The organism is Nocardia sp. NBC_01377, from assembly GCF_045040005.1.
In the GTDB taxonomy this organism is placed as follows: Bacteria; Actinomycetota; Actinomycetes; order Mycobacteriales; family Mycobacteriaceae; genus Nocardia; species Nocardia noduli.
Genome location: NZ_CP109566.1, coordinates 5,093,644 through 5,118,276 on the forward strand (window position 1 = coordinate 5,093,644; position 24,633 = coordinate 5,118,276).

The 24,633-nt window shown below is 68.0% G+C and carries 19 protein-coding genes; 7 read left to right on the top strand and 12 right to left on the bottom strand.

The window, feature by feature from the left end; genetic code table 11:
- Positions 1 to 61 precede the first annotated feature (61 nt).
- Complete coding sequence (locus tag OG225_RS23375) at positions 62 to 2,749, bottom strand: GNAT family N-acetyltransferase (RefSeq protein WP_405177265.1); 2,688 nt, start codon at positions 2,747 to 2,749, stop codon at positions 62 to 64.
- Positions 2,742 to 4,031, bottom strand: coding sequence for an acetoin utilization protein AcuC (locus OG225_RS23380; protein ID WP_405177266.1), 1,290 nt, complete (start codon positions 4,029 to 4,031; stop codon positions 2,742 to 2,744). The genes OG225_RS23375 and OG225_RS23380 overlap by 8 nt, the downstream gene beginning before the upstream one ends.
- Positions 4,032 to 4,261: 230 nt before the next feature.
- Between OG225_RS23380 and OG225_RS23385 the strand changes: the two genes are divergently transcribed.
- A complete protein-coding gene (locus OG225_RS23385; RefSeq protein ID WP_216907184.1) occupies positions 4,262 to 4,948 on the top strand; it encodes a metal-dependent transcriptional regulator in 687 nt (228 codons plus the stop codon).
- 3 nt (positions 4,949 to 4,951) lie between these two features.
- Complete coding sequence (galE, locus tag OG225_RS23390) at positions 4,952 to 5,932, top strand: UDP-glucose 4-epimerase GalE (protein ID WP_405177267.1); 981 nt, start codon at positions 4,952 to 4,954, stop codon at positions 5,930 to 5,932.
- A gap of 1 nt (position 5,933) precedes the next feature.
- Here the strand turns inward: galE and OG225_RS23395 are convergent, their stop codons facing one another.
- A complete protein-coding gene (locus OG225_RS23395) occupies positions 5,934 to 6,695 on the bottom strand; it encodes an ABC transporter permease (protein ID WP_405177268.1) in 762 nt (253 codons plus the stop codon).
- Positions 6,692 to 7,969: a glycosyltransferase gene (locus tag OG225_RS23400; RefSeq protein WP_405177269.1), complete on the bottom strand. Its 1,278-nt coding sequence runs from the start codon at positions 7,967 to 7,969 to the stop codon at positions 6,692 to 6,694. The genes OG225_RS23395 and OG225_RS23400 overlap by 4 nt, the downstream gene beginning before the upstream one ends.
- A gap of 128 nt (positions 7,970 to 8,097) precedes the next feature.
- Here OG225_RS23400 and OG225_RS23405 point away from each other — a divergent pair, with 128 nt between their 5' ends.
- Complete coding sequence (locus OG225_RS23405; protein WP_405177270.1) at positions 8,098 to 10,680, top strand: cytochrome P450; 2,583 nt, start codon at positions 8,098 to 8,100, stop codon at positions 10,678 to 10,680.
- Between the two features lie 62 nt (positions 10,681 to 10,742).
- Here the strand turns inward: OG225_RS23405 and OG225_RS23410 are convergent, their stop codons facing one another.
- The gene (locus OG225_RS23410) at positions 10,743 to 12,191 is read right to left on the bottom strand and encodes a DUF4192 domain-containing protein (protein ID WP_405177271.1); all 1,449 of its coding nucleotides are present in this window, start codon (positions 12,189 to 12,191) and stop codon (positions 10,743 to 10,745) included.
- A 94-nt stretch (positions 12,192 to 12,285) separates the two neighbouring features.
- Complete coding sequence (locus OG225_RS23415) at positions 12,286 to 12,996, bottom strand: sensor domain-containing protein (protein ID WP_405177272.1); 711 nt, start codon at positions 12,994 to 12,996, stop codon at positions 12,286 to 12,288.
- Between the two features lie 282 nt (positions 12,997 to 13,278).
- Here OG225_RS23415 and OG225_RS23420 point away from each other — a divergent pair, with 282 nt between their 5' ends.
- From OG225_RS23420 to speD, 4 genes are all read left to right on the top strand, one after another.
- Complete coding sequence (locus OG225_RS23420; protein ID WP_405177273.1) at positions 13,279 to 14,220, top strand: proteasome assembly chaperone family protein; 942 nt, start codon at positions 13,279 to 13,281, stop codon at positions 14,218 to 14,220.
- An 88-nt stretch (positions 14,221 to 14,308) separates the two neighbouring features.
- The gene (locus OG225_RS23425) at positions 14,309 to 16,783 is read left to right on the top strand and encodes a DEAD/DEAH box helicase (protein WP_405183345.1); all 2,475 of its coding nucleotides are present in this window, start codon (positions 14,309 to 14,311) and stop codon (positions 16,781 to 16,783) included.
- Between the two features lie 167 nt (positions 16,784 to 16,950).
- The gene (locus OG225_RS23430) at positions 16,951 to 18,051 is read left to right on the top strand and encodes a type III PLP-dependent enzyme (protein WP_405177274.1); all 1,101 of its coding nucleotides are present in this window, start codon (positions 16,951 to 16,953) and stop codon (positions 18,049 to 18,051) included.
- Positions 18,052 to 18,058: 7 nt separating this feature from the next.
- Positions 18,059 to 19,267 (top strand): adenosylmethionine decarboxylase, encoded by a 1,209-nt coding sequence (gene speD / locus OG225_RS23435; RefSeq protein WP_405177275.1) that lies wholly within the window; start codon positions 18,059 to 18,061, stop codon positions 19,265 to 19,267.
- A gap of 67 nt (positions 19,268 to 19,334) precedes the next feature.
- Here the strand turns inward: speD and OG225_RS23440 are convergent, their stop codons facing one another.
- From OG225_RS23440 to OG225_RS23465, 6 genes are all read right to left on the bottom strand, one after another.
- Positions 19,335 to 19,538: a 4-oxalocrotonate tautomerase family protein gene (locus OG225_RS23440; RefSeq protein ID WP_216907202.1), complete on the bottom strand. Its 204-nt coding sequence runs from the start codon at positions 19,536 to 19,538 to the stop codon at positions 19,335 to 19,337.
- Complete coding sequence (locus tag OG225_RS23445) at positions 19,538 to 20,275, bottom strand: SDR family NAD(P)-dependent oxidoreductase (RefSeq protein WP_405177276.1); 738 nt, start codon at positions 20,273 to 20,275, stop codon at positions 19,538 to 19,540. The genes OG225_RS23440 and OG225_RS23445 overlap by 1 nt, the downstream gene beginning before the upstream one ends.
- 80 nt (positions 20,276 to 20,355) lie before the next feature.
- On the bottom strand, positions 20,356 to 20,946 hold the full coding sequence (locus tag OG225_RS23450; RefSeq protein ID WP_405177277.1) for a TetR family transcriptional regulator C-terminal domain-containing protein: 591 nt from the start codon (positions 20,944 to 20,946) through the stop codon (positions 20,356 to 20,358).
- 51 nt (positions 20,947 to 20,997) lie between these two features.
- Complete coding sequence (locus OG225_RS23455; protein ID WP_405177278.1) at positions 20,998 to 21,984, bottom strand: gamma-glutamylcyclotransferase family protein; 987 nt, start codon at positions 21,982 to 21,984, stop codon at positions 20,998 to 21,000.
- A gap of 112 nt (positions 21,985 to 22,096) precedes the next feature.
- Entirely contained in the window at positions 22,097 to 23,530 is a 1,434-nt protein-coding gene (locus OG225_RS23460) for an FAD-binding oxidoreductase (RefSeq protein ID WP_405177279.1), read from the bottom strand.
- 152 nt (positions 23,531 to 23,682) lie between these two features.
- On the bottom strand, positions 23,683 to 24,591 hold the full coding sequence (locus OG225_RS23465) for a hydrogen peroxide-inducible genes activator (RefSeq protein ID WP_405177280.1): 909 nt from the start codon (positions 24,589 to 24,591) through the stop codon (positions 23,683 to 23,685).
- Positions 24,592 to 24,633 lie beyond the last annotated feature (42 nt).

The following is a 24,633-nucleotide window of genomic DNA, read 5'->3' on the forward strand; positions in this document are numbered from 1 at the left end:
GGTCCCCCAAGATCGGAAAAGCGTCATGGGGTGTTAACGAATCGCGCAAACTCTCGGCGTGTCACGCGAGTCGGCGTGGCCCGACGTCGAATCGGCTGGGCTCGGGGCCTATACGAACACGGGCGTACAGGATCGCCGCCGAAGTCGGTGACGCCAATACCGGTTCGCACGACAGTTCGCGCAATTCGGGCAGATCGTCGAACAGCGCGGAAATACGCTGGGCGAGTTCGACCAGGGCCGCCTTGTCCACCCGGGGGCTCGCGGGGGTGCCCGACAGCAGGGCGGCCGCGCGCGGTGCGTCGATGAGGGCTACCGATTCGTCCTCGGTGAGCGGCAGCGCCCGATAGGCGCGGTCCCCGAGCAGTTCGATGATCAGCCCGGACAGCCCGAATTCGATGACCGAGCCGAACGACGGATCGTCCTGGACCCGCAGGATGCAACCGACTCCGGTCGGCGCCATCTGCTGGACGTGCAGGACCGGATCGCCGCAGATCTCGACCAGATCGCGGTAGGCCTGGCGCACCGCCTCCGGTCGCCACAGATCCAATCGGACCCCGCTGAGATCGGGGCGACGCCGCCAGATTTCGCCGGTGGCCTTGGCCGCGACCGGGTAACCGAGCGCCTCGGCGGCCTCGACCGCCTCCTCCGCGGTGCGCACCTCGCGGAAGGTGACGACGTCGATGCCGTAGCAGTCGAGCAACCGCACGGTCTCCAGATCGGTCAGCCAGCGCTCGCCCGCCTCCCCCATCCACTCGTTCACCAGGACGCGGGCAGCTTCGGTGTCCATCCCCTCGGGCCGCACCACCGCCGACACCGGTTTGGTGCGCCATTCGGCGTATCGGCGCACCCTGGCCAGTGCCCGCGCGGCACGTTCGGGATCCGGATACGACGGGATGGAACCGCGCACCGCGGCGCCGCCGGGGCCGCGCTCGGCCAGCAGATTCGGAATCCCCTCCTCGGCCACGAACGTGGTGAGCACGGGTTTGCCCGCGTCGGGAACCGCCGAGATCGCGGCGCGAATCGCGTCGGCGAAACCGGCCATCGGCAGCGGCACCGGTGGCGCGAAAACCACGATGACGGAATCGGTCTCGTCACTGCGGAGGGCGGCCACCAGAGCGTCGAGGAACGCGCCGGGCGTCGCCTGCGGGCCCAGGTTCATCGGGTCGCCGACCGCGAGTCCCTCGCCGCGCGCCGCGGCGACCGCCAGCCAGCTCAGCGCCGTGCTGTTGCTGATCACCGCGAGTCTGCCGCCGGCGGGAAGTGGCTGGTAGCCCAGCAGTGCCGCGCAGTCGAAGAGTTCGGAGATCGAATCGACCTGCACGATTCCGGCCTGCGCGAACAGATCTCGCACGATCGAGCGATCCATGTCACCGGTCGGCTGCGCGCGTGCGGCCAGACGGCCACTGCTCACCGCCACGATCGGTTTGGTGCGGGCGACCCGGCGCGCGATCCGCGAGAACTTTCGTGGATTACCGAAACTCTCCAGGTAGAGCAGGATCACGTCGGTATCGGGCGCGGTGTCCCAGTACTGGAGCAGGTCGTTACCGGAGACGTCGGCGCGGTTGCCGGCCGAGACGAAGGTCGACAGCCCCAGATTGCGCGCTGCGGCCTCCCCGAGGATGGCCGCGCCGAGCGGGCCGGACTGGCAGAAGAATCCGATACGCCCGCGCGCGGGCAGGATGGTGGCCAGCGTCGCGTTCAACGACACCTCGGGATCGGTATTGGCGATGCCGAGCGCGCTCGGACCTACCACCCGCATACCGTGTCCCCGCGCGGCCGCGACGAGATCACGTTCGGCGGCCAGCCCTTCGGGACCGGTCTCGGCGAAACCCGCTGTCAGTACGACCAGACCTTTCACCCCTTTGGCCATACAGTCGTCGAGTACCGAACCGATGGCGGCGGCGGGCACCGCGACCAGGGCGAGATCCACCTCGTCGGGAATATCGCGCACCGTCGGATAGGCCCGCACCCCGCGCACCGAACGCCGGTTCGGGTTCACCGGATATACCGGCCCCTGGAAAACACCCGACAGCAGATTGGCCAGCACCACCCCGCCGACCCGGCCCGGCGTCGGGGTGGCCCCGATCACCGCGACCGAGCCCGGCGCGAGCAGATTGCCCACACTGCGCGCCTCGGAGGCGCGCTCACGCGCATCGCGCACGGAAACAAGGGCTTCGGTGGGGTCGATCGCGAATTCCAGATGCAGCACCGAACCGTCGCGGCTACGTTCCACCTGGTAGCCGGCCTCCCGGAACACCGTCACCATGGTGATGTTCTCCGCGAGCACCTCGGCGACGAAGGTCTCGATCTTGTTCTCGGCCGCCGAACCGGCCAGATGCTCGAGCAGGATCGAGCCGAGACCACGGCCCTGATGTTCGTCGGCGACCACGAAAGCGACCTCGGCGGCACACCGACCGGGCCGATCGAGCAGTTCGTAGCGGCCGACCGCGATGATCTGCTCGCCGAGTTCGACGACGAGTCCGACCCGATCGTGATAGTCGACGTGGGTGGTCCGGTACAGATCCTTGACCGAAATGCGCGGATACGGACCGAAGTAGCGCAGGTATCTGGTGCGGTCGGACAGTGCCGCGTGGAATTGCTGGAGCCGCTGCGCGTCCTCGGCGATGATGGGGCGCAGCCGGACCACCCTGCCGTCGGAGGCGAGCACGTCGGCGAACCAGTGCACCGGCGGCGGTGGCGGCACCGCCGGGGTGTCCGGCGAATCCGGAACGGGCAGTGAATCAGTCACGGGGATCCTCCGGGTCCAGGCCGAGCAGTCCGAAGCTCGCTCTGCGCGTGGCGAGAACGGCCGTGTCGACGGCGCGTTGGGCACGGTCGTAGTGTGCGTCACCGGTCTCACCGGTTCCGCCGGGACCGTCCCACCGGCGATAGGAGATATCACCGCCGTCACCCATCGTGCGCGGCGGTTCCAGCATCGGCGCCTCGGCACGGATCATCTCGATCCACTCCTGCGGCACCGGGGTCTCGGGAGCGATATCACGGTCGAGCGCGGCGGCGAGCAGATGCGTCCAGGCCCGCGGGACCACCCGGTACAGGCCGTATCCGCCACCGCCGACCGCGAGCCAGCGACCCTCGGCGTGGCGATCCGCCAGCTCGCGCATGGCCAGAAATGCCGCGCGCTGACCGTCCACGGTCAGTTCGAGATCGGCGAGCGGATCCTCGCGGTGGGTGTCGACCCCGCACTGGCTCACCACGATCTGCGGCCGGAAGGCTTCGAGCGCACCGGGAACCACGGCGTGGAATCCACGCAACCACTGCGCATCCCGGGTGCCGGGGAGCACCGCCAGATTGATCGCGGTGCCCTCGGCCGCGCCCATCCCGGTTTCCTCCGGCCAGCCCGTATTCGGCCACAACGTGGCCGGATGCTGGTGGATGGACACGGTGAGCACCCGGGGATCGCTGTAGAACGCCCGCTGCACCCCGTCACCGTGGTGGACGTCGACGTCGAGGTAGGCGACGCGGTCGAAACCGTGATCGAGCAGCCAGGAGATCGACACCGCGGCGTCGTTGTAGACGCAGAACCCGGCCGCCGAATTCGGCATCGCGTGATGCATACCGCCGCCGATGCTGATCGCGCGCCGAGTGCGGCCCTCGGCGATCTCGCGCGCCGCAGCCAGCGTCCCGCCCACGATCACCGAGGCCGCCGCGTGCATCTGCGGGAAGACCGGATTATCGGCCGACCCGAGTCCGAACGGCGGCGCCTGCGGTTGACCGGGCGGCTGGACGGCATGCCGGACCGCCTCGACGTATTCGGCCGTGTGCACACGTAACAGATCGCTCACACCCGCGGGTTCCGGGCTCAGTCGCTCGATTCCTTCCAGCAAACCGAGACTTTCGGCGAGCGCCATGGTGAACTTCAACCGCGCCGGTTTCATCGGGTGCTGCGGGGTCCATGCATACTCCAGGAAACGGTCCGTCCAGACGACTTTTCCTCGGCCGGATGTTTCCGGGCGCGGCGTCGGCGCGGCCCGGAGCGGCGTCTCATGTTCGTCGCGAGGTGTAGTGGCCATGATCGCAACGGTACGCGGGAAGCTGGCGGCCCCGTAGAACGTTCGTATGCAGTAGAAATAGAGCAATAACGTACACGCCCGGCCTGCTGTGCCCCGACGGAATTCCCACGGCGGGTGCGTCAGCGCGGACGTCGTCGACGAGCACGGCGACCGCGCCGGCGCCTGACGATCGCGCCGAACGGAAGTGCTGTGGTGCGTAGGTAGAATTCGTGCCAACGAAGGGGTAACAGGTGAAGGATCTGGTCGACACTACGGAGATGTACCTCCGTACCATCTACGACCTCGAGGAGGAGGGCGTGGTGCCTCTGCGCGCCCGCATCGCCGAACGCCTCGAACAGAGCGGTCCGACAGTGAGCCAGACGGTCGCGCGAATGGAGCGCGACGGACTTCTGCTGGTCGCGGGCGATCGTCACTTGGAGCTCACCGACAAGGGCAGAAGTATGGCGGTCGCGGTGATGCGCAAGCATCGCCTGGCCGAACGGTTGCTCGTCGACATCATCGGGCTCGATTGGCAGAACGTGCACGCCGAGGCCTGCCGCTGGGAACACGTGATGAGCGAGGATGTCGAACGCCGTCTCGTCGAGGTGCTCAACCACCCCACCACGTCCCCCTACGGCAACCCGATCCCCGGCCTGGATGAACTCGGGATCGCCGCACCGTCGGCGGCTAGCGAGGGTCTGATGCGACTGTCGGAACTGCCGCAGGGCCGGGTCCACGCGGTGGTGGTGCGCAGGCTCGCCGAACACATCCAGACCGATCCCGAGGTCATCGGGCGACTGCGTGAGGCGGGTGTGGTGCCCGACGCGCGCGTCACGGTCGAGAACAAGCCGGGTTCGGTGATCATCACCGTGCCGGGTCACAACGATTTCGAATTGTCCGAAGAAATGGCGCATGCCATCCAGGTGAAGCTGGTCTGAGACGTGAAACTTCTGGTCACGGGTGGTGCCGGATACGTCGGCGGTGTCTGCGCGCAGGTACTGCTGGAGGACGGTCACGAGGTCGTCGTCATCGACGATCTCAGCACGGGTAACGCCGAGGGCGTTCCCTCGGGCGCGCGATTCGTCGAGGGCGATATCGCCGACGCCGCGCCCGCACTACTACGGGCCGAGACCTTCGACGGCGTCCTACATTTCGCGGCGCAGTCGCTGGTCGGCGAATCGGTGCAGCAGCCGGAGAAGTACTGGCACGGCAACGTCGTGAAAACGTTCGAACTCCTGGAGGCGATTCGGCACGCGGGCACACCCCGGCTCGTGTTCTCCTCCACCGCGGCCGTCTACGGCGAACCGGAACAGGTGCCGATCACCGAGGACGCGGCGCCGCGTCCGACCAACCCCTACGGCGCGTCGAAACTCGCGATCGACCACGCCATCACCTCCTACGCGCTCGCGCACGGCCTGGCCGCGACGAGTCTGCGCTACTTCAACGTCGCGGGCGCCTACGGCGGTCTCGGTGAGAACCGCGTCGTGGAAACCCATCTCATTCCGCTGGTGCTCCAGGTCGCGCTCGGTCACCGCAAGGCCATCTCGGTCTTCGGCACCGACTGGCCGACCGAGGACGGCACCGCGGTCCGTGACTACATCCACATCCGCGATCTGGCGCAGGCGCATCTGCTGGCGCTCGGTGCCGCGGAGCCCGGCGTCCATCGCATCTACAACCTCGGCAGCGGTACCGGGTTCTCGGTGCGGCAGGTCATCTCGGCCTGCGAGCGGGTCACCGGCCTGCCCATCGCCGCCCAAGACGCGCCTCGCCGTCCGGGCGATCCCGCGGTGCTGATCGCGTCGAGCGCGCGGGCGGTCGCCGAACTGGGCTGGAAGCCCGTCCACAACGATCTGGACGAGATCGTCGCCGACGCGTGGAGCTTCCTGCGGTCGCTCGGTTCCCGCGCGCACAGCGCCCGATGACTCAGCGGTGCGAGAGTCTGCCGAACACGACGCTCGCACCGCCGAATCCGAGTAACCCGAGTGCCAGGCACCACGCGACCGCGAGCGCGGCCACACCCCCCGATCCCGAGGCGCCGAGCAGGCTGCGCACCGTATCGATGACGGGGGTGGCGGGCTGGTAGTCGGCGAAGCCGCGTAACCAGCCCGGCATGGTGGTGGTCTGGACGAACGCGCTGCTGATGTACGGGATGAACATGATCGCGTAGGTCAGTCCGCCCGCCGCTTCCGGATTCTTGGCCACCAGCCCGAGCGTGACGGCGATCCAGGAGATCGCCGTCACGAACAGCGTGATCACCGCGATGGCCGCCGACCATTCCCATGGGTTCGCCCGCGGTCGATAGCCGAGAGCCACCGCGACGCCCACCGCGATGGCGATGGCCGCCAGATTGCGCAGTACTCCCTCTGCCACATGTCCGGCCAGCACCGCCTGGCGGTACATCGGCAATGTCCGGAACCGATCGATACTGCCCCGCGTCATATCGGTGGATACCGCAGTGGCGGTGATCGAGGAGCCGAAACCGGTGCACAGCAGCATGATTCCCGGTACCACGTAATCGAGGTACGGTCCGCCCACGTCGATCGCGCCGCCGAAGACGTAGGTGAACAGCAGCATGACCAGGACCGGCATGAGCAGGGAGATGATCAGGGTGTCGCGACTGCGCAGGGTATGCCTGGCGCAGCGACGCAGCATGACCAGCGAATCGGCGACGATATGGGCGCTCACCCGACTCGCGCCTCGACGATATCGGCGGTGTGAGCGCACGCGCCTTCGGTGATCAGGGTCGGGGCGAATGCCGCGGCCGCGGCGCGACGTTCGGGTGTCAGCAGCGCGGACACCGCCTCGGTGAGCGCGGCCGTGTTCAGATGTGTGAACGGTAGATGCGCGCCGACGCCGAGACGTTCGACCTGCCCGCCCCACATCGGCTGTTCGAACGACACCGAGCACACCAGCGTCGGCAATCCGGCCCGCAGACTCTCGAACAGCGTCCCGATCCCGCCGTGATGGACCGCCGCGGCGCACCGGGGGAATACCGCGTCGTGCGCGAAGGGGCCGACCACCGCCAGATCCGGTCGCCACCGCGTATCGGCCGGGTCCAGATCACTCCAGCCCGCACTCACCAGCGCGCGCACCCCGAGCCGCGCCGACACTTCGCGCACCATGGCCAGCACCGCCGAGGTGTCGCGGATCGGCATGCTGCCGAAGCCGAAGAACACCGGCGCCGGGCCGTCGCCGATCCAGGACAGGATGGCCTCGTGATCTCCCGCCAGCTCGCCGACCGCTTCGCGCGCGGCTCGGTCGAGGGTCATGAATCCGGTGAACGGTCTACGCGCATCCCACTGTTCGGGTAGGCCCGGCACCAGTGCCGGATCGTAGATCTGCACTTCCGGCACACCGGCGCGGGCCAGTACCGCGGCGGTGCTCGCTCGCGATTTCGGCAACCCGAGGGTGTCGCGCAGGGCGTTCAGGTAGCGCATGAACACGACGCGACGCAGGTTCTCGGCGATCAGCCAGGTAGCCCGGTTGACCGGGGCGGGCGGATTCCATCGCGGCGGCAACGCACCGGGAAACGGGTAGGCCGCGTTGTCGCGGCACGGGAAGTAGTGCAGGCTCACCAGCGGAATCCGCAGCGCCTCGGCGACCGAACTCGCTCTGTCCTCGGTCACCGTGGTGGCGACGACGAGATCGGCGCCCGCGCAGACGTCGATGACCTCGCGGTTCATCTGTTCGGCGTATCCCGCCATCTGATGCCCGACCATCCGCATCAGCCGCAGGGTGTTGCCCGCCGCCAAGGCCCGCTGACCCTCGTCCGAGCTGTAGAGCTGTTGGATGTCGGGTCCGCAGGCCCGCGCGGTCAGACCGGTCGCCGCGACGAAGTCGACCAGGTTGGGCGGAGCCCCGACGAGAACGTCGTGCCCCCGTCTGCGCAGCTCGAGGCCGAGCGCGACGATCGGTTGCACGTCCCCCCTGGTTCCGGTGAGGGGTATCGAAATTCGCACGGCGCCTCTTTCGGTGCTGTCGTTCTCCTCGGTGTCCCCTGGCACTCTCGCACGTGAACGGGCCCGCGCGCCGATCCGTCGCAGAATGCGCCCGCACCCGACATCGAGTGTCAGTACAGTTCGACAGTGTGCACATAGCGATGTTCATGGACTACCACCCGGACACGCTCGGCGGAGTCCAGACCGCCGTCGCCTCGCTGTGCCGTGGACTCGAAGGCGCGGGGCACCGTGTCACCCTGTTCGTCGCGCCGATGCCGGGTGCGGACGCCCCGGTGCGCGACGACCTCGCCGCGCGGGAGATCGTGGAACTGCGCCCGTTCGCCGGAATCGTGGTGAACGGCTTCGCGATGGTGGTTCCCACCGCGCGCGACAACGCCCTGATCGACGCGGTGTTCGCCGCGCGCGGACCGGTCGATCTGGTGCACACCCACACCACCTACGGCGTCGCCATCGCCGGGATGAAAGCCGCTCGGCGGCACCGGATCCCGCTCGTGCACACCGCGCAGAGCCGTGACGACTCCTTCATCGAGCACACCTCCCCCGCGCCCTACGCCTCGGCACTCGCCCTGCGCGCGCTGCACGGCCGTTTCGTGCCGCACACCCTCCACATGCCCCATCGCGCCGAGAGCCGCGCCGCGCGCCACGCCTGGTGGACCATCGCGGGACAGGCGCAGGCCTCGGATCGGGTGATCGCGCCGACCCGGCATTTCGCGGCGGAACTGCTCGCACACGGACTCACGAAGCCACTGGATGTGGTGTCCAACGGCGTCGACGACGAACTCGTCGAAAGCGACAGCGCCGCCGCGTATTCCGAACGCGGCGAGCACGACTCGCTGCGCCTGGTCTGGTGCGGCAGGCTCTCCCGGGAGAAGCGACTGCTCGAGGCCATGGAGGCCGTCCGCGGCGTGCCGCGGTGCACGTTGGACATCTACGGTGACGGTGACCTGCGTTCCGACGCCGCCGCTCTGATCGCCGAGAACGGCCTGGCCGATCGGATCACCCTGCACGGCAGCGTCACCCGGCGCGAATGGCTCGCGGCCGCCGCCACGGCCGACGCGTTGCTTTTCACCTCGTACGGTTTCGACACCCAGGGGATGGTGCTGCTGGAGGCGGTGGCGGTCGGGCTGCCGATCGTGCACTGCGATCCCGTCCTGCGCGAATCGGTGCCGGAGGGCGCGGGGCGGCTCACCGACGGACCGTCGGCGGTCTCGATATCGGAAACGCTCGCCGACCTGGTAGCCGAGCCCGCCGCGCTGACGAAGATGCGCGCTGCGCTCGACGGGTGCGGTGACACGGTGCGGCAGTCGCGCCAGGTCGCCGCGGTACTCGACCTCTACCGGGAAGCCACCGCGCCGCCGACCGTCGATCCGCCCGCCGTGCCGCGCACCCTGGAGGAGGTGCCGACCGCGCCCGGTGCGCTGCCGCTGGTCGGGCACAGCCTGCGCGCGTTGCGCGACGCTCCCGCGTTCGTCACCTCGCTGTCCGAACTCGGTCCCATCGTTCGTATCTATTTCGGGCGCAAGACCGGCTATCTGCTCACCACCCCCGATCTCGTCCGCGAAATCGGTCTCGGCGACGCGGAATTCAACCGAGACGATCTGCGCGAGGCGATCGAGGACGTCGCGGGCGGTTCGGTGAACGTGCTGCGCGGCGCGGAACACAAACTGCGCAGGCGGATGATCGCGCCCGCGCTGCGGCAGAGCCGTCTGTCCGAGTACACCGCGGCGGCGGCCGATATCGCCGAGACCTGGTCGGCGGGGCTGCCCGGCGACACCCGCGTGAATCTGATGGACGAAGCCCACGGGCTGATCCTCGACACCGTCTCCTCGACGCTGTTCACGGCCGATTTCAGCGCCGAGGCCCGCCGCGCCATCCGCGACAATGTGCCGTGGCTGCTCGGTCAGGTGATCCTGCGCACGGCGCTGCCGCCGCAGCTGCGCCGACTTCGGGTGATCGCCAATCTGCGCTGGCGCCGGAAGGCACGTCATCTGCGCGGTGTCATCGGCGAGGTCATCGCCGAATACCGGCGTCGCGACGAGGATTTCAACGATGTGGTCTCGGCGTTGATCCGGCACACCGATCCCGAGACCGGCGCACGCCTGTCCGACGAGCACATCATCGACGAGGCGATCCTGATGCTGGCCGGAGGCGTCGGCTCCATGGCGTCGCTGGCGGGATGGTTGTGGCACGAGGTCATGCTTCGCCCCGCCGTCGCCGAGCGGCTCTACGCCGAACTCGACGCCGTCGTCGGATCCGAACCGGTGCGCCCCGCGCACCTGCCCGCCCTGCCGTACCTGAAACAGGTGGTGGCGGAGACGCTGCGCTTCTGGGGACCGTGGATCAGCGCGAGTAACGCCGACGGCGAGGTCACCATCGGCGGGCTCGTCATTCCCCCCGGCTCTGCGGTCATGTTCAGCCCCTACATGGTTCAGCACGATCGACGCTATTTCGCGCATCCGGACGTCTTCGATCCCGATCGCTGGTCGCCGCAACGTGCGGGTGAGATCGACAAGAAGGCCAGTCTCTCCTTCGGTGTCGGACGCCGCCGTTGCCTCGGAGACCATTTCGCCACGCTCGAGATCGCCCTCGCCTCCGCGGCACTGCTCGCCCGTTGGCGGCCGACCCCCGATCCGGACTACGTGGTTCGCGCGTCCAACCGCGATTTCGTCCTGTCGCCATCCGGCCTGCCGGTGACCCTGCGTCCACGCTGACGACCCACGGGTATTCCGGCGGCGGCGCTCCGCTGACGTGACGCCACCGCCTCGCGTCGCGGTCATCGGACCGCCGGACCGAGTTCGATGCCGAGGCAGGCCGCGGTGTCGTATCCGCTGCGAGCCAGTCGGCGCAGCGCTTCGGGACGCATACCGGCTCGCAGCGACGTTTCCAGCAGGATCGCCATGGGGTGGAACGGGTCGGCCAGCAGCGCCGCGTCCAGGGCGATCCCCGCGAACGGCCCGTCTCCGCGGATATAGGCGCTGTAGCCGAGCAGCGCGGCGACCTCGGCGCGATCGGAACCGGACAGGGCACGCACCAGGGTGAGCCACAGACTTTCCGCCGCCGCCGCGTGATCACCGACGGCGAGGGCGAACATCGTGTCGCGTACCGCTCGATCCCGCAGCGCGGCAACGAGTTCGGCGATTTCGGGAACGGTGGGAACGGCACCGGATTCGACGTGGGCGATCTGCCAGAGCACGAACTCGAGCGCGTTGCGCCGGTAGCCGTCGAGATCACCGTGCGTCACAGCCCCGGTGAAACGGTCCCGCGCCATGGCCAGGGCGGTGGGAAGCAGCACGGCGACCTCCCCTTGTCGCACCGTGTCCGCCTCGACGAGCGCGGTCAGTTCCGCACGTGACCGGTGGATCGGCCGCCCCTCCAGGACATGGGCGAGCGACACCGGCGAAGCCGTCGGATCGGGGACCTCACCCCGCTGTTCCCGATCGAACAGACTCCACCAGCGCGCACCCGCCGCGATCCCCCTGACCGCCCAGCCACCGCCGATCTCGATACCGCGCCGCCCCAGCCGCTTCTCGAGCGATGCGATGAGTGCATCGGCATCGGCATCGAAGGATGTGCGCCTAGAGCCTCCCGCACCAGCACCGTCAGCATCCGTACCCGCAGCGTCCGTATCCGCACCCTCCTCGCCCGCCACCGAGGCCACCGCCGGACCTGACAGTCGGTCGTCGACGACGATCACGAGCACCTCGCGCGCCTGCTCCACCGCGCAGATCTGCGCGATACAGGCCGTGAACATGCTGACCCGTGCGCGCCGCCTCGTCTCCGGAGCGAGATCGAAGCGCGCCAACGCCTCGATCACGGACCGCTCTCCGTGGGGCATACCGGCGCGCAGCACGGCGACCACCAATGATCGCTGCGGCGCGAACCCCACCAGGGCGGGTAACGCCGCGATCAGCTCACCCGGATCTCCGACGTGCGCCGAGCGCGGCGGATCGCTCCCGCGATATCGCGGCCCGCGCTCGCCGCACACCGTGCGCGAGTCGAACGCGCCCGCGCGCGGCTCGACGTCGAACGCACCCGTGTCGAGATCCCGACCGTCGGGAATCTCGGTGGTCCGGGATTCGGACGTCGTGGCGTGGGCGGCCCCGCGTTGACCGGAAACCCGCCGAGCGATGTGGCGGCAGGCACGCGGTGATGTCACCGGGGCGAGCCCGGGCGGCGCGACGGAACCGGCGGCGTGATCGGCGGCAGAATCGGATGTGGTCATGGGTCGGAGCCTGCCCCGCGCACCTGCGCCGGACCGACCGACGACCAGGGCTTTCGGAAAACCTGGGGATAACTCTTCGGCTGTGGATGAACCGTTACGCCGCGCGCACCTTCTCGACGGTGGTGGCGAAGACCTCGCGCACGGCCGCCGTATCGGGTTCGGCATCGCTGAATGTCATGTACGTCACGGTGATTCGCACATCGCCGACCTGACCGACCAGGGTGTACATGGACTCGGTCAACCCCGTGCGGCCCGCGTCGGGAACAACGGTGCGGCGCAGGGCCAGGGCCTCCTCGGCGTCGGTCCGGGGCGGATCCTGGAGTTCGGTGCGCACGCTGGTCGTCGTGCCGGTCGCGCTGACCCGCATCTGTCCGCAGCGCGCCAGTTGTTCGCGCAGCACCGACAGCGGCACCATGGTGCGGGTCAACTCCACTGTCAGCGTGGCGCGGGAGTCGTTGTCGGTGCCGACGGCGACCGCGGTCCGATCGGGCCCGAAATCCTGCGGTGGCGGGGCACAATCCCGTGGCAGCACCGTCGCACCGCGCGGGACACCGGTCAGATCGCCCACCGCCTGCGCCGCGGCCTCCTGCGGCAGTACGACCGCCGGATAGCGGGCGGGAAATTGTGACGGCTCGGGCAGCAGTGTCGCGAGGACCGCGCTCACGTATTCGGTGATCGTGCTCTGCTGGGCGGCGACGGGGCGACCCGGCGTTTCCGATCCGCAACCGGTCGTCGTCGAGGCGAGCACCGCGACCGCCGACACCACCGCGAGTACTGCCCCCTTGGTCGAAACCGGCCCGGTCACAGCGCCCACTGTGCCAAACTCGCCGGGGTCGCCCGCGATGCCACGCCGACGGCCGTCCTCGAGGCTTGCACGGTGCGAATTGCACAGCGCGGGAATGCTGACGACCCGATGGCTGTTGCCTGGACATATGGGTCGGTGTAGCACCGTGCGCGGCGCGTGTCACCGGCATGGGGGACAATGGACAGGGTTCCCCCCGCGCGCGGCGCACATCGGGTGCCGGGGCACGGAGTTCCCGGACCGCATCCGGCTCGCAGGTGCGGACCGCGCAGGAAGGAGTACGCGATGGACTACGAGTCGCGAATGTACGAACTGGAGTTCCCCGCTCCGCAGCTGTCGTCCGCCGACGGCTCGGGTCCGGTCCTTGTGCACGGACTGGAAGGGTTCACCGACGCCGGTCACGCGGTGCGGTTGGCCACCACGCACCTGCGCGAGAGCCTCGAAAGCGAACTGGTCGCCTCGTTCGCGGTCGACGAACTGCTCGACTACCGCTCGCGGCGTCCCCTCATGACGTTCAAGACCGACCATTTCTCCGACTACGCCGAGCCGGAACTCAACCTCTGGGCGCTACGCGACACCGGTGGCACCCCGTTCCTGCTGCTGGCGGGTATCGAGCCGGACCTACGGTGGGAGAAATTCACCACCGCGGTGCGACTGCTGTCCGAACAGCTCGGCGTGCGCCGCACCATAGGGCTCAGCGCCATCCCGATGGCCATCCCGCACACCCGGCCCCTCGGCGTCACCGCGCATTCGTCGAATCGCGATCTGATCGCCGACCACCAGCGTTGGCCGGGCGAATTGCAGGTGCCGGGCAGCGCGTCGTCGCTGCTGGAGTACCGGATGGCCCAGCACGGACACGAATCGGTCGGTTTCTCGGTGCACGTGCCGCACTACCTGGCACAGACCGCCTACCCGGAGGCCGCGCAGACATTGCTCGAAAATGTCGCCGACAACGCCGGTTTGGAGATTCCGCTCGCCGCGTTGGGTGAATCGGCCACGCGGGTGCGCGAGCAGGTCAACGAGCACATCGCGGGCAACTCCGAGGTCGAGACCGTGGTGAACGCGCTGGAACGCCAGTACGACAGCTTCGTCACGGCCCAGGAACAGCAGTCGAGTCTGCTCGCCAGTGACGGCGAACTCCCCAGCGGTGACGAGCTCGGCGCCGAATTCGAACGTTTCCTCGCCGAACAGGGCGGCTGGGACGGCGACGCGAGTCCGCAGGCCTGATCGCGCCCCGACAGGGGGAACGCCCAGCTCGGATCACCGCCCGCGAGCACGTAGGGTGGTCGGAGTGGATCTGACCGAACTGCTCGAGATACCGGGGACCGACGCCGACGCACTCTACGAATCCTTCGGTGCCTGGGCCGCGGAGCGTGGCACCTCGCTATATCCCGCGCAGGACGAGGCGTTGCTCGAGCTGGCGTCCGGATCCAACGTCATTCTGGCGACCCCGACGGGGTCGGGGAAATCCTTGGTCGCCGTCGGCGCGCATCTGTTCGCGCTGACCCGCGGTCAACGCAGCTACTACACCGCCCCGATCAAAGCCCTTGTCAGCGAGAAGTTCTTCGCCCTGTGCGAGGTGTTCGGCGCGGACAAGGTGGGGATGGTCACCGGTGACGCCGCGGTCAACGCCGACGCCCCGATCATCTGCGCCACCGCCGAGATCCTGGCGAACATGGCGCTGCGCGAGGGTTCGGCCGCCGATGTCGGCCAGGTCGTGATGGACGAATTCCACTTCTACGCCGATCCCGATCGCGGCTGGGCGTGGCAGGTCCCGCTGCTGGAGCTCCCGCGCGCCCAATTCCTGTTGATGTCGGCGACTCTGGGCGAGGTCGACTTCTTCGCCTCCGATATCGAACGGCGCACCGGCAATCCCACCGCGATCGTCTCGGGCACCGAACGTCCTGTGCCACTGACCTTTTCCTACGCGCGCACGCCCATCACCGAAACGCTCGAAGAACTGGTCACCACCCATCAGGCCCCCGTCTACGTCGTGCATTTCACCCAGGCCGCCGCGCTGGAGCGGGCCCAGGCGCTGACCAGCGTCAACTTCGCGAGCCGTGCGGAGAAGGACGCCATCGCCACGGCCATCGGCGAATTCCGTTTCGCGGCCGGATTCGGGAAAACCCTGTCCAGGCTGATCAGGCACGGCATCGGCGTGCACCACGCGGGCATGCTGCCCAAATACCGGCGGCTGGTCGAGCGGCTGGCCCAGGAGGGGCTGCTGAAAGTGGTCTGCGGTACCGACACCCTCGGCGTCGGCATCAACGTGCCGATCCGGACGGTGCTGCTCACCGGACTCACCAAATACGACGGGGTGCGCACCCGCAGGCTCAAGGCCCGCGAATTCCACCAGATCGCCGGGCGCGCGGGTCGCGCGGGATTCGACACCATGGGCACCGTGGTGGTGCAGGCGCCCGACCACGAGGTGGAGAACACCCGCCTGATCGCCAAGGCGGGCGACGATCCCAAGAAACAGCGCAAGGTGCAGCGGCGCAAACCGCCCGAGGGTTTCGTCTCGTGGAGCGAGGAGACCTTCGACCGGCTCGTGCACGCCCAGCCGGAGCCGATGGTGTCCCGTTTCTCGGTCACCAACGCCATGCTGCTCAACGTGATCGCCCGGCCCGGAAACTGTTTCGACGCGATGCGCCATCTGCTCGAGGACAATCACGAACCGCGACCGGCCCAGCGCAAACATATCCTGCGCGCGCTGCGCCTGTACCGGGCCCTGCGCGATGCCGGTGTGGTGCAACAACTCCCGGAGCCGGATGCCCAGGGCAGGCGCGCTCGGCTGACGGTGGACCTGCAACGCGATTTCGCCCTCGATCAGCCGCTGTCGCCCTTCGCGCTGGCCGCGTTCGACCTACTCGACAAAGAGTCGACGAGCTATACCCTCGATGTGGTGTCGCTCATCGAATCCACCCTGGAGGATCCGCGTCAGCTGCTGATGGCCCAGCAGCACAAGGCGCGCGGTGTGGCGATCCAGGAGATGAAGGCCGACGGCATCGAATACGACGAGCGCATGGAACTGCTCGAGGACGTCACCTGGCCCAAACCGCTGGCCGAGCTGATCGAACCCGCCTTCGAGACCTACCGGGGCGGGCATCCCTGGGTGTCGGAATTCGCGCCTTCCCCCAAATCGGTCGTGCGCGACATGATCGAACGCTCGATGACCTTCGCCGAGTTGATCTCGTTCTACGAATTGGCGCGTTCGGAGGGTGTGGTGCTGCGCTACCTGGCCGACGCCTACCGTGCGCTGCGGCGCACCGTTCCCGAATCCGCGCGGACCGAGGAACTCGAGGACATCACCGAATGGCTCGGTGAACTCATCCGTCAGGTCGATTCCAGTCTGCTCGACGAATGGGAACAGCTCACCAACCCCGGCGCGGAGACCGACACCGACCAGGTGGCCTTCGGCGCGGAATCCGTGCGTCCGATCACCGCCAACGAGCGTGCCTTCCGCGTGATGGTGCGCAATGCCATGTTCCGCCGCGTCGAACTCGCGTCGCTGCGGCACTGGCACACCCTCGACGAACTCGGCACCGGCCCGGATTGGGAGACGGCGCTCGCGCCCTATTTCGCCGAGTACGAGCGCATCGGCATCGGCCCGGACGCACGCGGACCGCAGCTGTTCCAGATCGAACGAAGACCCGGTTTCTGGCAGGTGCGCCAAGTGCTCGACGATCCGGCGGGCGATCACGGGTGGTCGGTCGACGCCACCGTCGATCTCGCCGAATCCGACGCGGCCGGTGAGGTCGTCTTCGACGAGATCACCGTCACTGCGGGCTGAGGCTCCCGCAACCTGCCGACTCCCCGCCGTAGTGCCTGTTCAGCGGCGTTCGCCCACGGTGGGCGACGCCGCAGGCGGCCCTGTCGCGAATCGTGGTTTCGTCGGATTCGTTTCCGGGTAACGGCCGCTGATACTCTCTCCCCCGCTGCCGACGCGAAAGATCAACTATGCCCGAATCGCCATATCTTGTCATCGACCCTGGAAGAGTTCGCGAGAATTACCGCGCACTCGCCGCCGCCATGCCCGCGGCACGCATCCGCTACGCAGTCAAAGCAAGTCCGGTGGACGAGCTCATCACCCTGCTCGCCGCCGAGGGCGCCGAATTCGATGTCGCCAGTATCGGCGAAATCGTCCAGTGCCTGGATCTGGGCGTCGATCCCGCCACCCTCTGCTACGGCAATCCCATCAAGAAGGCCGCCGATATCGCCCGCGCCCACGCCCTCGGCGTGCGCCGCTACGCCTTCGACACCGAGGACGACCTGCTGCGCATCGCCGAACACGCGCCGGGTTCGGAGGTCGAATGCCGCTTCCTGTCCTCCGCGCCCGAATCACGGACCCCTTTCGGCGCCAAATTCGGCTGCGCCCCCGCCGAGGCTTTCCGGCTGCTGGTGCGCGCCCGCGATCTGGGATTGATCGTCGCCGGACCGTATTTCCACGTCGGCTCCCAGCAGCTCGACCCCGAAGCCTGGCGGATCGGCATCGCACAGGCCGCCGAGATCACCGACGCGCTCGCTGCCAAGGGGATCGTCGTGCGCTCGGTGAATATCGGTGGCGGCCTGCCGATCTCCTACGCCGACGCCGCCCCCGACCTCACCGACATCGCCTCGATGATCGATACCGCCGCGACCGAATTCCTGCCCACCGCAACCGAACTCGTGGTCGAACCGGGCCGCGCCCTGGTCGGGAACGCGGGCACGATCCACGCCGAGGTCGTCGGCATCCGTATCGCGCCGGACGGGCGGCGCTGGGTCTATCTCGACGTCGGCCGCTACAACGGCATGGCCGAGACCGAGAACGAGTACATCGCCTATCGATTCGCCACCGACCGCGACGGCGATCCCGTCGACGAGGCGGTGGTCGCCGGACCGACCTGTGACGGCGACGATGTACTGTATCAACGCACGCGAGTCCTTCTACCGACCACGTTGCGAGCCGGCGATCCCATCAGGATCCTGCATACCGGCGCCTATACCGCGAGTTACTCGTCGGTGTCCTTCAATGGTTTTCCGCCCTTGACCGTTCATGTCTCGGGCGCTGAGCGAGAGTGAGTTTGCCATGACGGCGGAATTCACAGGCTGGCATGTGCTGGCCGAGTTCGGTGGTGTCGACGCGACCCTGTGCAACGACCTCGAACGACTCGAATCGGCGTTGCGTGAGTCTCTGATCGCGGCGGGCGTCACCATCTGCGATGTCGTGCACAAACAGTTCGATCCGCAGGGGGTGACCGTCCTCGCGCTGTTGTCGGAGTCCCACGCCTCGATTCACACCTATCCGGAGTCCGGCGATATCTTCGTCGACGTCTTCACCTGCGGCAGCATCGGCGCGGGCGCGACGAAGGCCGTCGACGAACTGCGAGACAAGTTGTCTCCCAGGCAAGTTCGCATGCAGGTCGTGCAGCGCGGCCACGGAGCGGAGAAGATCCGGGAACCCGTGGGCGACGGACTCACCCGCACCTGGGATCTGCGCGAGGTCATCGTCGACACGCACACCCCGTACCAGCACATGGTGATCGCGCGAACGGAGCAGGGCATCAGCCTGTTCTCCGACGACGACCGTCAGTCCACCGAGTTCTCCCAGCTGACCTACCACGAGGCGATGATGGTTCCCGCCTTCGTGCTGGCCGAGAAACTGGATCGGGTGCTGATCATCGGCTCCGGTGAGGGTGTGGCGAGTCAGATGTCGGTCGCGGCGGGCGCGATCCGTGTCGATCACGTCGACATCGATCAGCTCGAGGTCGAACTGTGCGCCGAGCACCTGCCCTACGGCTATTCCAGCAACGAGTTGGCCGACGCCGTCAAGGGCGAGGGGCCGATCACGGTGCACTACGCCGACGGGTGGGATTTCCTGGCGAACGCGCGGCAGTCGGGCACCCGCTACGACGTCATCGTGATCGACCTGCCCGACGAGCGGGTCGAGGACGCGCAGCACAACCGTCTCTACGAGTCGGAATTCCTGTCGCGATGTCGGGAGCTGCTCGCACCGGGTGGCGTGCTGAGCGCACAGGCCGGATGCGCGACCATGTGGCGCAACGAGACCCTGAAGCGGTCGTGGCAGCGGTTCCACGAACAGTTCGGCACCGTCGTGCTCTACACCAGCGACGAGCACGAGTGGTCGTTCCTGTTCGGACTCAACGAGAAGGTCGCCGATCCGGTACCGGGCATGACCGACCGTTTGGTCACCCTGCCCTACCGGCCCGAGACGATCGACGCGCGCGCCCTCGTCCGCGGTTCGATCGAGCCGTACGCGCTGCGCGCGCAGCAGTAACCGACGCGTCGGCGCCCACGGCCCTCCGCCGTGGGCGCCGACGCGTTTCGCCGGTTCACGCCCTCGATCAGGACCCGCGCGCCCGCCACTCCTCGACATTCACGCCACCCACGCCCCAGTCGGTGAGCGCTACCTCGTCGATCACGACGTAGGTGCTGTCGGGCGCTTTGCCGAGCACCTCGTGCAGCAGGTCGGTGACACCTCGGATCAACCGGGATTTCTGCTCGCGGGTGACACCCTCGTCGGTGACTTTGATATTGACGTACGGCACTACGCTGCCCTTCCGGAGATGAACCCGCCGTCGACGGGAAGGATGTGGCCGGTGGTGAATTCGGCGTCGGCCAGATAGAGTACCGCGGCGGTGGTTTCGGCGACTTCCCCGACGCGGTCGAGCAGCGCGAGCCGCCCGGAGGCGTCGACGTCGGTGTCGCCGAAGATCGGTGTCCGGATGAAACCGGGTGCGACGGCGTTGACGCGGATGCCGTCGGCCGCGAGTTCGGCGGCCAGACTGGTGGTCAGGGCGTGGATGCCGCCCTTGGCGACGAGCGGCGCCGAAGCGGGCAGTCCGGCGAGCGCGTGATCGATCAGCACGGTGCCGATATTCACGATGCTGCCGCCCTCGCCTTGTCGCAACAGCTGCCGCACCACCTCCTGGGTGGTGAAGTAGGTGCCCTTGAGGTTGGCGTCGATATACCGGCCCAGGTCCTCCGCCGTGACATCGACGAACGGTTTCGCGCCGAAGATCCCGGCATTGTTGACCAGGACATCGACCCCGCCGAACCGTTCCACCGCGATCCGGACCAACTCCGAACCCGTTGCGGGCGCGCCGATATCACCCGCGACCGAGGCGACCCGGTCCGGCGCGTCGAGTTCGGCGACCACCGCGTCGAGTTTGTCCGGATCACGGCCGTTGAGCACAACGGCGTCACCGCGTTCGACGAACGCTCGCGCGATATCGCGACCGATCCCGCTCGATGATCCGGTCACGATGACCGTCTTCGCTGACATGAGACTCCTTGTATTCGAGGTGATACGACCGGTCGTCTTGGAATGGATACGCGTCGACGACGCGAGCCTCGGACCGCGATTCAGGGAAGAAAATAGTCGTCGAGCAGTCGATGCAGACAGTTGCGCAACGGTCGGATCGAACGCTCGATCTTCATACGGATCACCGCGCCCTCCCAGGACTCGACGAGCAGGTCGGCCAGCTCGGCGGCGGCGATATCGTCGCGAACCAACTTCTGCTCCTGCGCCTCCCGCAGCGCGACCGCGACACCGTCGCGCCAGGCCGTGAACGCCCCGGACAACGATTCCCGCAGCGTCTCACTGCCCTCGAGTTCGCCGCCGAGATTGGCGATCAGGCAGCCGCCCGTGTAGTCGGCGACCACGAAATCGTCGATGAGGCGGTCGAAGAAGACCCGCAGTCCCTCGATCGGATCGGATGCCGGGCCGAGCGCGTCGGCGAGATTGCGCTGGATGCAGAGCGAATAGTGGTCGATGACCGCCTGCGCGAAACTCTCCTTGCTGTCGAAATAGTTGTAGAACGACCCCTTCGGCACCCCGACCGCGTCCAGCACCTGCTTGATCCCGGTGCCGTGGTAGCCGTTCGCCAGGAATCCGGCCGACCCCTCCTCCACCAGCATCTGCCTGGTGTCGCCACTGCGCCGCGGTCTGGCCATGCGATGAATATACGACCGGTCGTCTACTAATGGCAACCCCGCCTCGACGGCTTACGACGCGGTACGCCATTGGCCGCATCGGGTGACGAAGGCCGCGAGGTGAGTGGCGGCGAATTCGGTCGCCTGCCAGTCCTGGGCGGCCACGTCGGCGGTCCAGACGTAGGCCAGCGCCTGCCCGCTCCCGGAACGAACACTGCGCAATTCGTATTCGTCGTCCTCGAAGGCGTCGAGGACTTCCCACTCCCCCGCGTCGAGTCCGGACAGGATCACCCCGCGGGCCACCGCCTCCGGATCGGGAACGAGCCCCGGATACACCCGCCCCGGCAACGCGGCCACCCGCCAGCCGGGAATCTCGGCCGGTTCGGCGGCGGGACTGCGCCCGATCAGTTCGACCAGAACCTCGGGGAATTGCAGGGTGCCGTACACGAACAGGTCGCCCTCGGCCCGGGACCCACGGACGGGCAGCACACCCACCCTCGCCGCTCCGCCGTGCCGCGCATCGCCCGACCCCGCCTCTCCCTCACCGGTCGGCCGATCATCGGCCCCGCTCGACGCCCGAGAGCTCCGCTCCACCGTGGCACCTCCACCCCGCACCGTCCGATCACGTGGCGCGGCCGCCTCACCGACCGGCGGTACGACCGGCCCCGGGCCATCGTGGCCCGACACTGCCGTGCCACCGCCCGTATCCGCCTCACCGCCACGTTCGGCTGCAGCCGCTTCGCGTTTCGCTTCCTCGGCGGCGCGTCCCGAGGCCCCCGCTTCCTGCCTGTTCCATTTGAGCAGCAGCCAGCCGCACCATCCGACGACAGCCACTCCGACCGTCATCGCCAGGAATTCGCCGTCGACCACATGCCCGATCACGCCGATTCCGCCGAAGACGACGCCGAGCCAGGCGGCGCGTTTGGGGTGACGGCGGATCAGGTCTCGCACCGAGCTGATCGAATGTCGCACTTCCTCCGGGTGCTTGTGGCACCAGATGACGAAGTAGACGGGCCAGGCGATCGGGAACAACAGGATCAGGATGATGCGCGCAAACATGTTCTGTGCCTCCGTGCCACCGCTCAGCTGTCGGTCCGGTGACACGGCCCCCGGACGCCCATAGCCAGTGTCCTCCACTCGGGCGATCGATGCGAGGTCAATGGGCGAACGGTTAACTGGACCCTTGCCCGGAACTTTCGGGCAACGCTCGCCCTCGGTCGGACGGAACGATATTCGCGTTGTGGTGGAAAACGTTGTCGGGATCGTAGGCGGCTTTTATCGCGGCCAGACGGTCGAGTTTGGTTCCGTAGACCGATCGCAACTTCGCGTCGTCGAATTCGGTGAGCCCGTTGACATATCCTCCCGCGAGTCCGGTGTGCGGCTGTAGTGCCGCCCAGAAGTCGCGTACCCATTCCCTTTCCGCGTCAATCCCGGTCTGGTCGGGACTGCCGCCGACGATGAACAACTGGTAGTGCGGCACCCGGGGACCACCGTAGGCGGTGGCGTCGTCGGCGACCTCGGTATATGCCCCATCGAGTCGGTAGACCAGCGCCAAGGACATCGGCGACTTCTTGCGCGGGATGTGCGCGGCGCAGGCCTCGATCACCTCGTCGGTGAATTCCGCTATGCGCGTGCCCTTTTCGTAGCTGCTGATCCCGAAGGCATTGGCCTCGTCCATCATCTGTTGCAACGCGACGTACGGCATCGGGGTCACCATCTCGAACACCGGGGTCAACCGTGCCCTGAACAGGTCGAGTACCCGGGCGTGCTGTTCGGCGTCCCCGAAGCCCGCGACGATGACCGCGCACCCCGGCCGCAAACGCACCGGTTCGGGCACGAAGGGTTCCGGCGGCGCGTTGAGCGCGCCGAAGATCACCGACACATCCCTCGGCAGGTCCGGCACGATATCGCGTGCGGCGCGCAGTAATTCCCTCAGCTGATCGAGTTCGCAGAACAGGATGGCGAATTCGACCACCGGGCCCGCCGGATCGAGCGTGAACTCGAATTCGGTGACGACGCCGAAATTTCCGCCGCCACCGCGCAGCGCCCACCACAGGTCGGCATGTTCGTCCGCGGCGGCTCGCACGATCCGGCCGTCGGCGAGGACGACCCGCGCGGCCACGAGGTGGTCTATCGTCAGCCCGGAACGGCCCGTCAACCAGCCCATTCCGCCTCCGAGCGTGAGTCCGCCGACGCCGGTGTGGCTGATCAGCCCGGCGGGAATCGCCAGACCGTATTCCTGGGTCGCGCGGTCCGCGTCGGCGAGCAGCGCTCCGCCCCCGACGCGTGCGCGTCGCGCCCGCGGGTCGACGTGGACGGTGTTCATCTCACGCAGATCGATCATCAGGGCACCGTCGGCGACGGCGGTGCCCGCCGGATTGTGCGCGCCGCCGCGCACCGTGACGTCGATACCGCTCGCGCGGGCGAAAGCGAGGACTTCGGCGACGTCGGCGGGGCCCGCGCACCGCGCGATCGCGGCCGGACGCCGGTCTATCGCGCCGTTCGCCACCGCGCGGGCGTCGTCGTATCCGCTGTCCCCTGGCACCATGAGCGCACCGTCGAGCCGCGCCCGCAGCGCCTCCAGGTCTACCGAGGTTCGGGTCATCGGACTTCCCTTCCACGAATGAGCATCGACCCACTGAGAGAGACGTCCCGAGCCCCGGTCCCCATTATCGTCGCCCGTCCTCGCGCGGCGGTTCCGAATCGCCGGACCGCGGCGATCTCGGTGGACAGACCGCGGACCCACCGTCGGATCGGTCAGTGCGGACGATTGGCCCGGACGATCGCCGCCAGGTATTCGTAGTCCTCGGCACGCGCGGTGGAGGCGCGGTAGACGAGTCCGATGGTCCGGCCGGGGGCCGGTGCCGCGAAATGGGCGGTATCGAGTTCGGCACGCGCGGTTTCGGCGGCGACGGCCATACTCGGGATCAGCGTGACGCCCAATCCGCCCGCGACGCATTGCACGACCGTGGACAACGACGCGGCCCTGGTGTCACCGACACCGCCGGGGCGCGCGTCCACCGACCGGCACAGATCGAGTGCCTGGTCACGCAGACAGTGGCCTTCGTCCAGGAGCAGCAGCGGCAGGGTGTCCAGTACCGCCGGACCGATATCGGTGCGCCCGGCCAGCTCGTGCCCCGGCGGGGTCACCAGGACGAATTCCTCGTCGTAGAGCGGGAGTTCGACCAGTCCGGGAGCCTGTGTCGGCAGCGCGAGCAGCGCGACGTCGAGCACTCCGGTGCGCAGACCGTCCAGCAGCCGCGCGGTCTGATCCTCGATCACCTGCGGATGCAGCTCGGGTAGTCGCTTGCGCAGTTCGGGCAGCAACGAGGGAAGGACATACGGGGCGACGGTGGGGATGATGCCCATCCGCAGTGTGCCGCCGAGATCGTCACCGGCCGCCGACGCGACGAAGCGGTCGGCCGCCTCCAGGGTCGCCATCGCCTTGGGCAGCAACCGCGTTCCGGCCGCGGTCACCAGCACCCGGCGCGTGCTGCGCTCGATGAGTTGCAACCCGAGGCCGTTTTCGAGGGCGGCCAATGCCTGCGATAACGTGGGCTGGCTCACGTTGAGCCTGGCTGCGGCGGTGCCGAAATGCCGGTACTCCGCGATCGCCACGAACGCACGCAGCTGTGACAGTGTCGGTTGATAAGTCTGATCAGCCACGCCTATCAGTGTAGTGCGACTGATCACCTTTACCTTTCACCG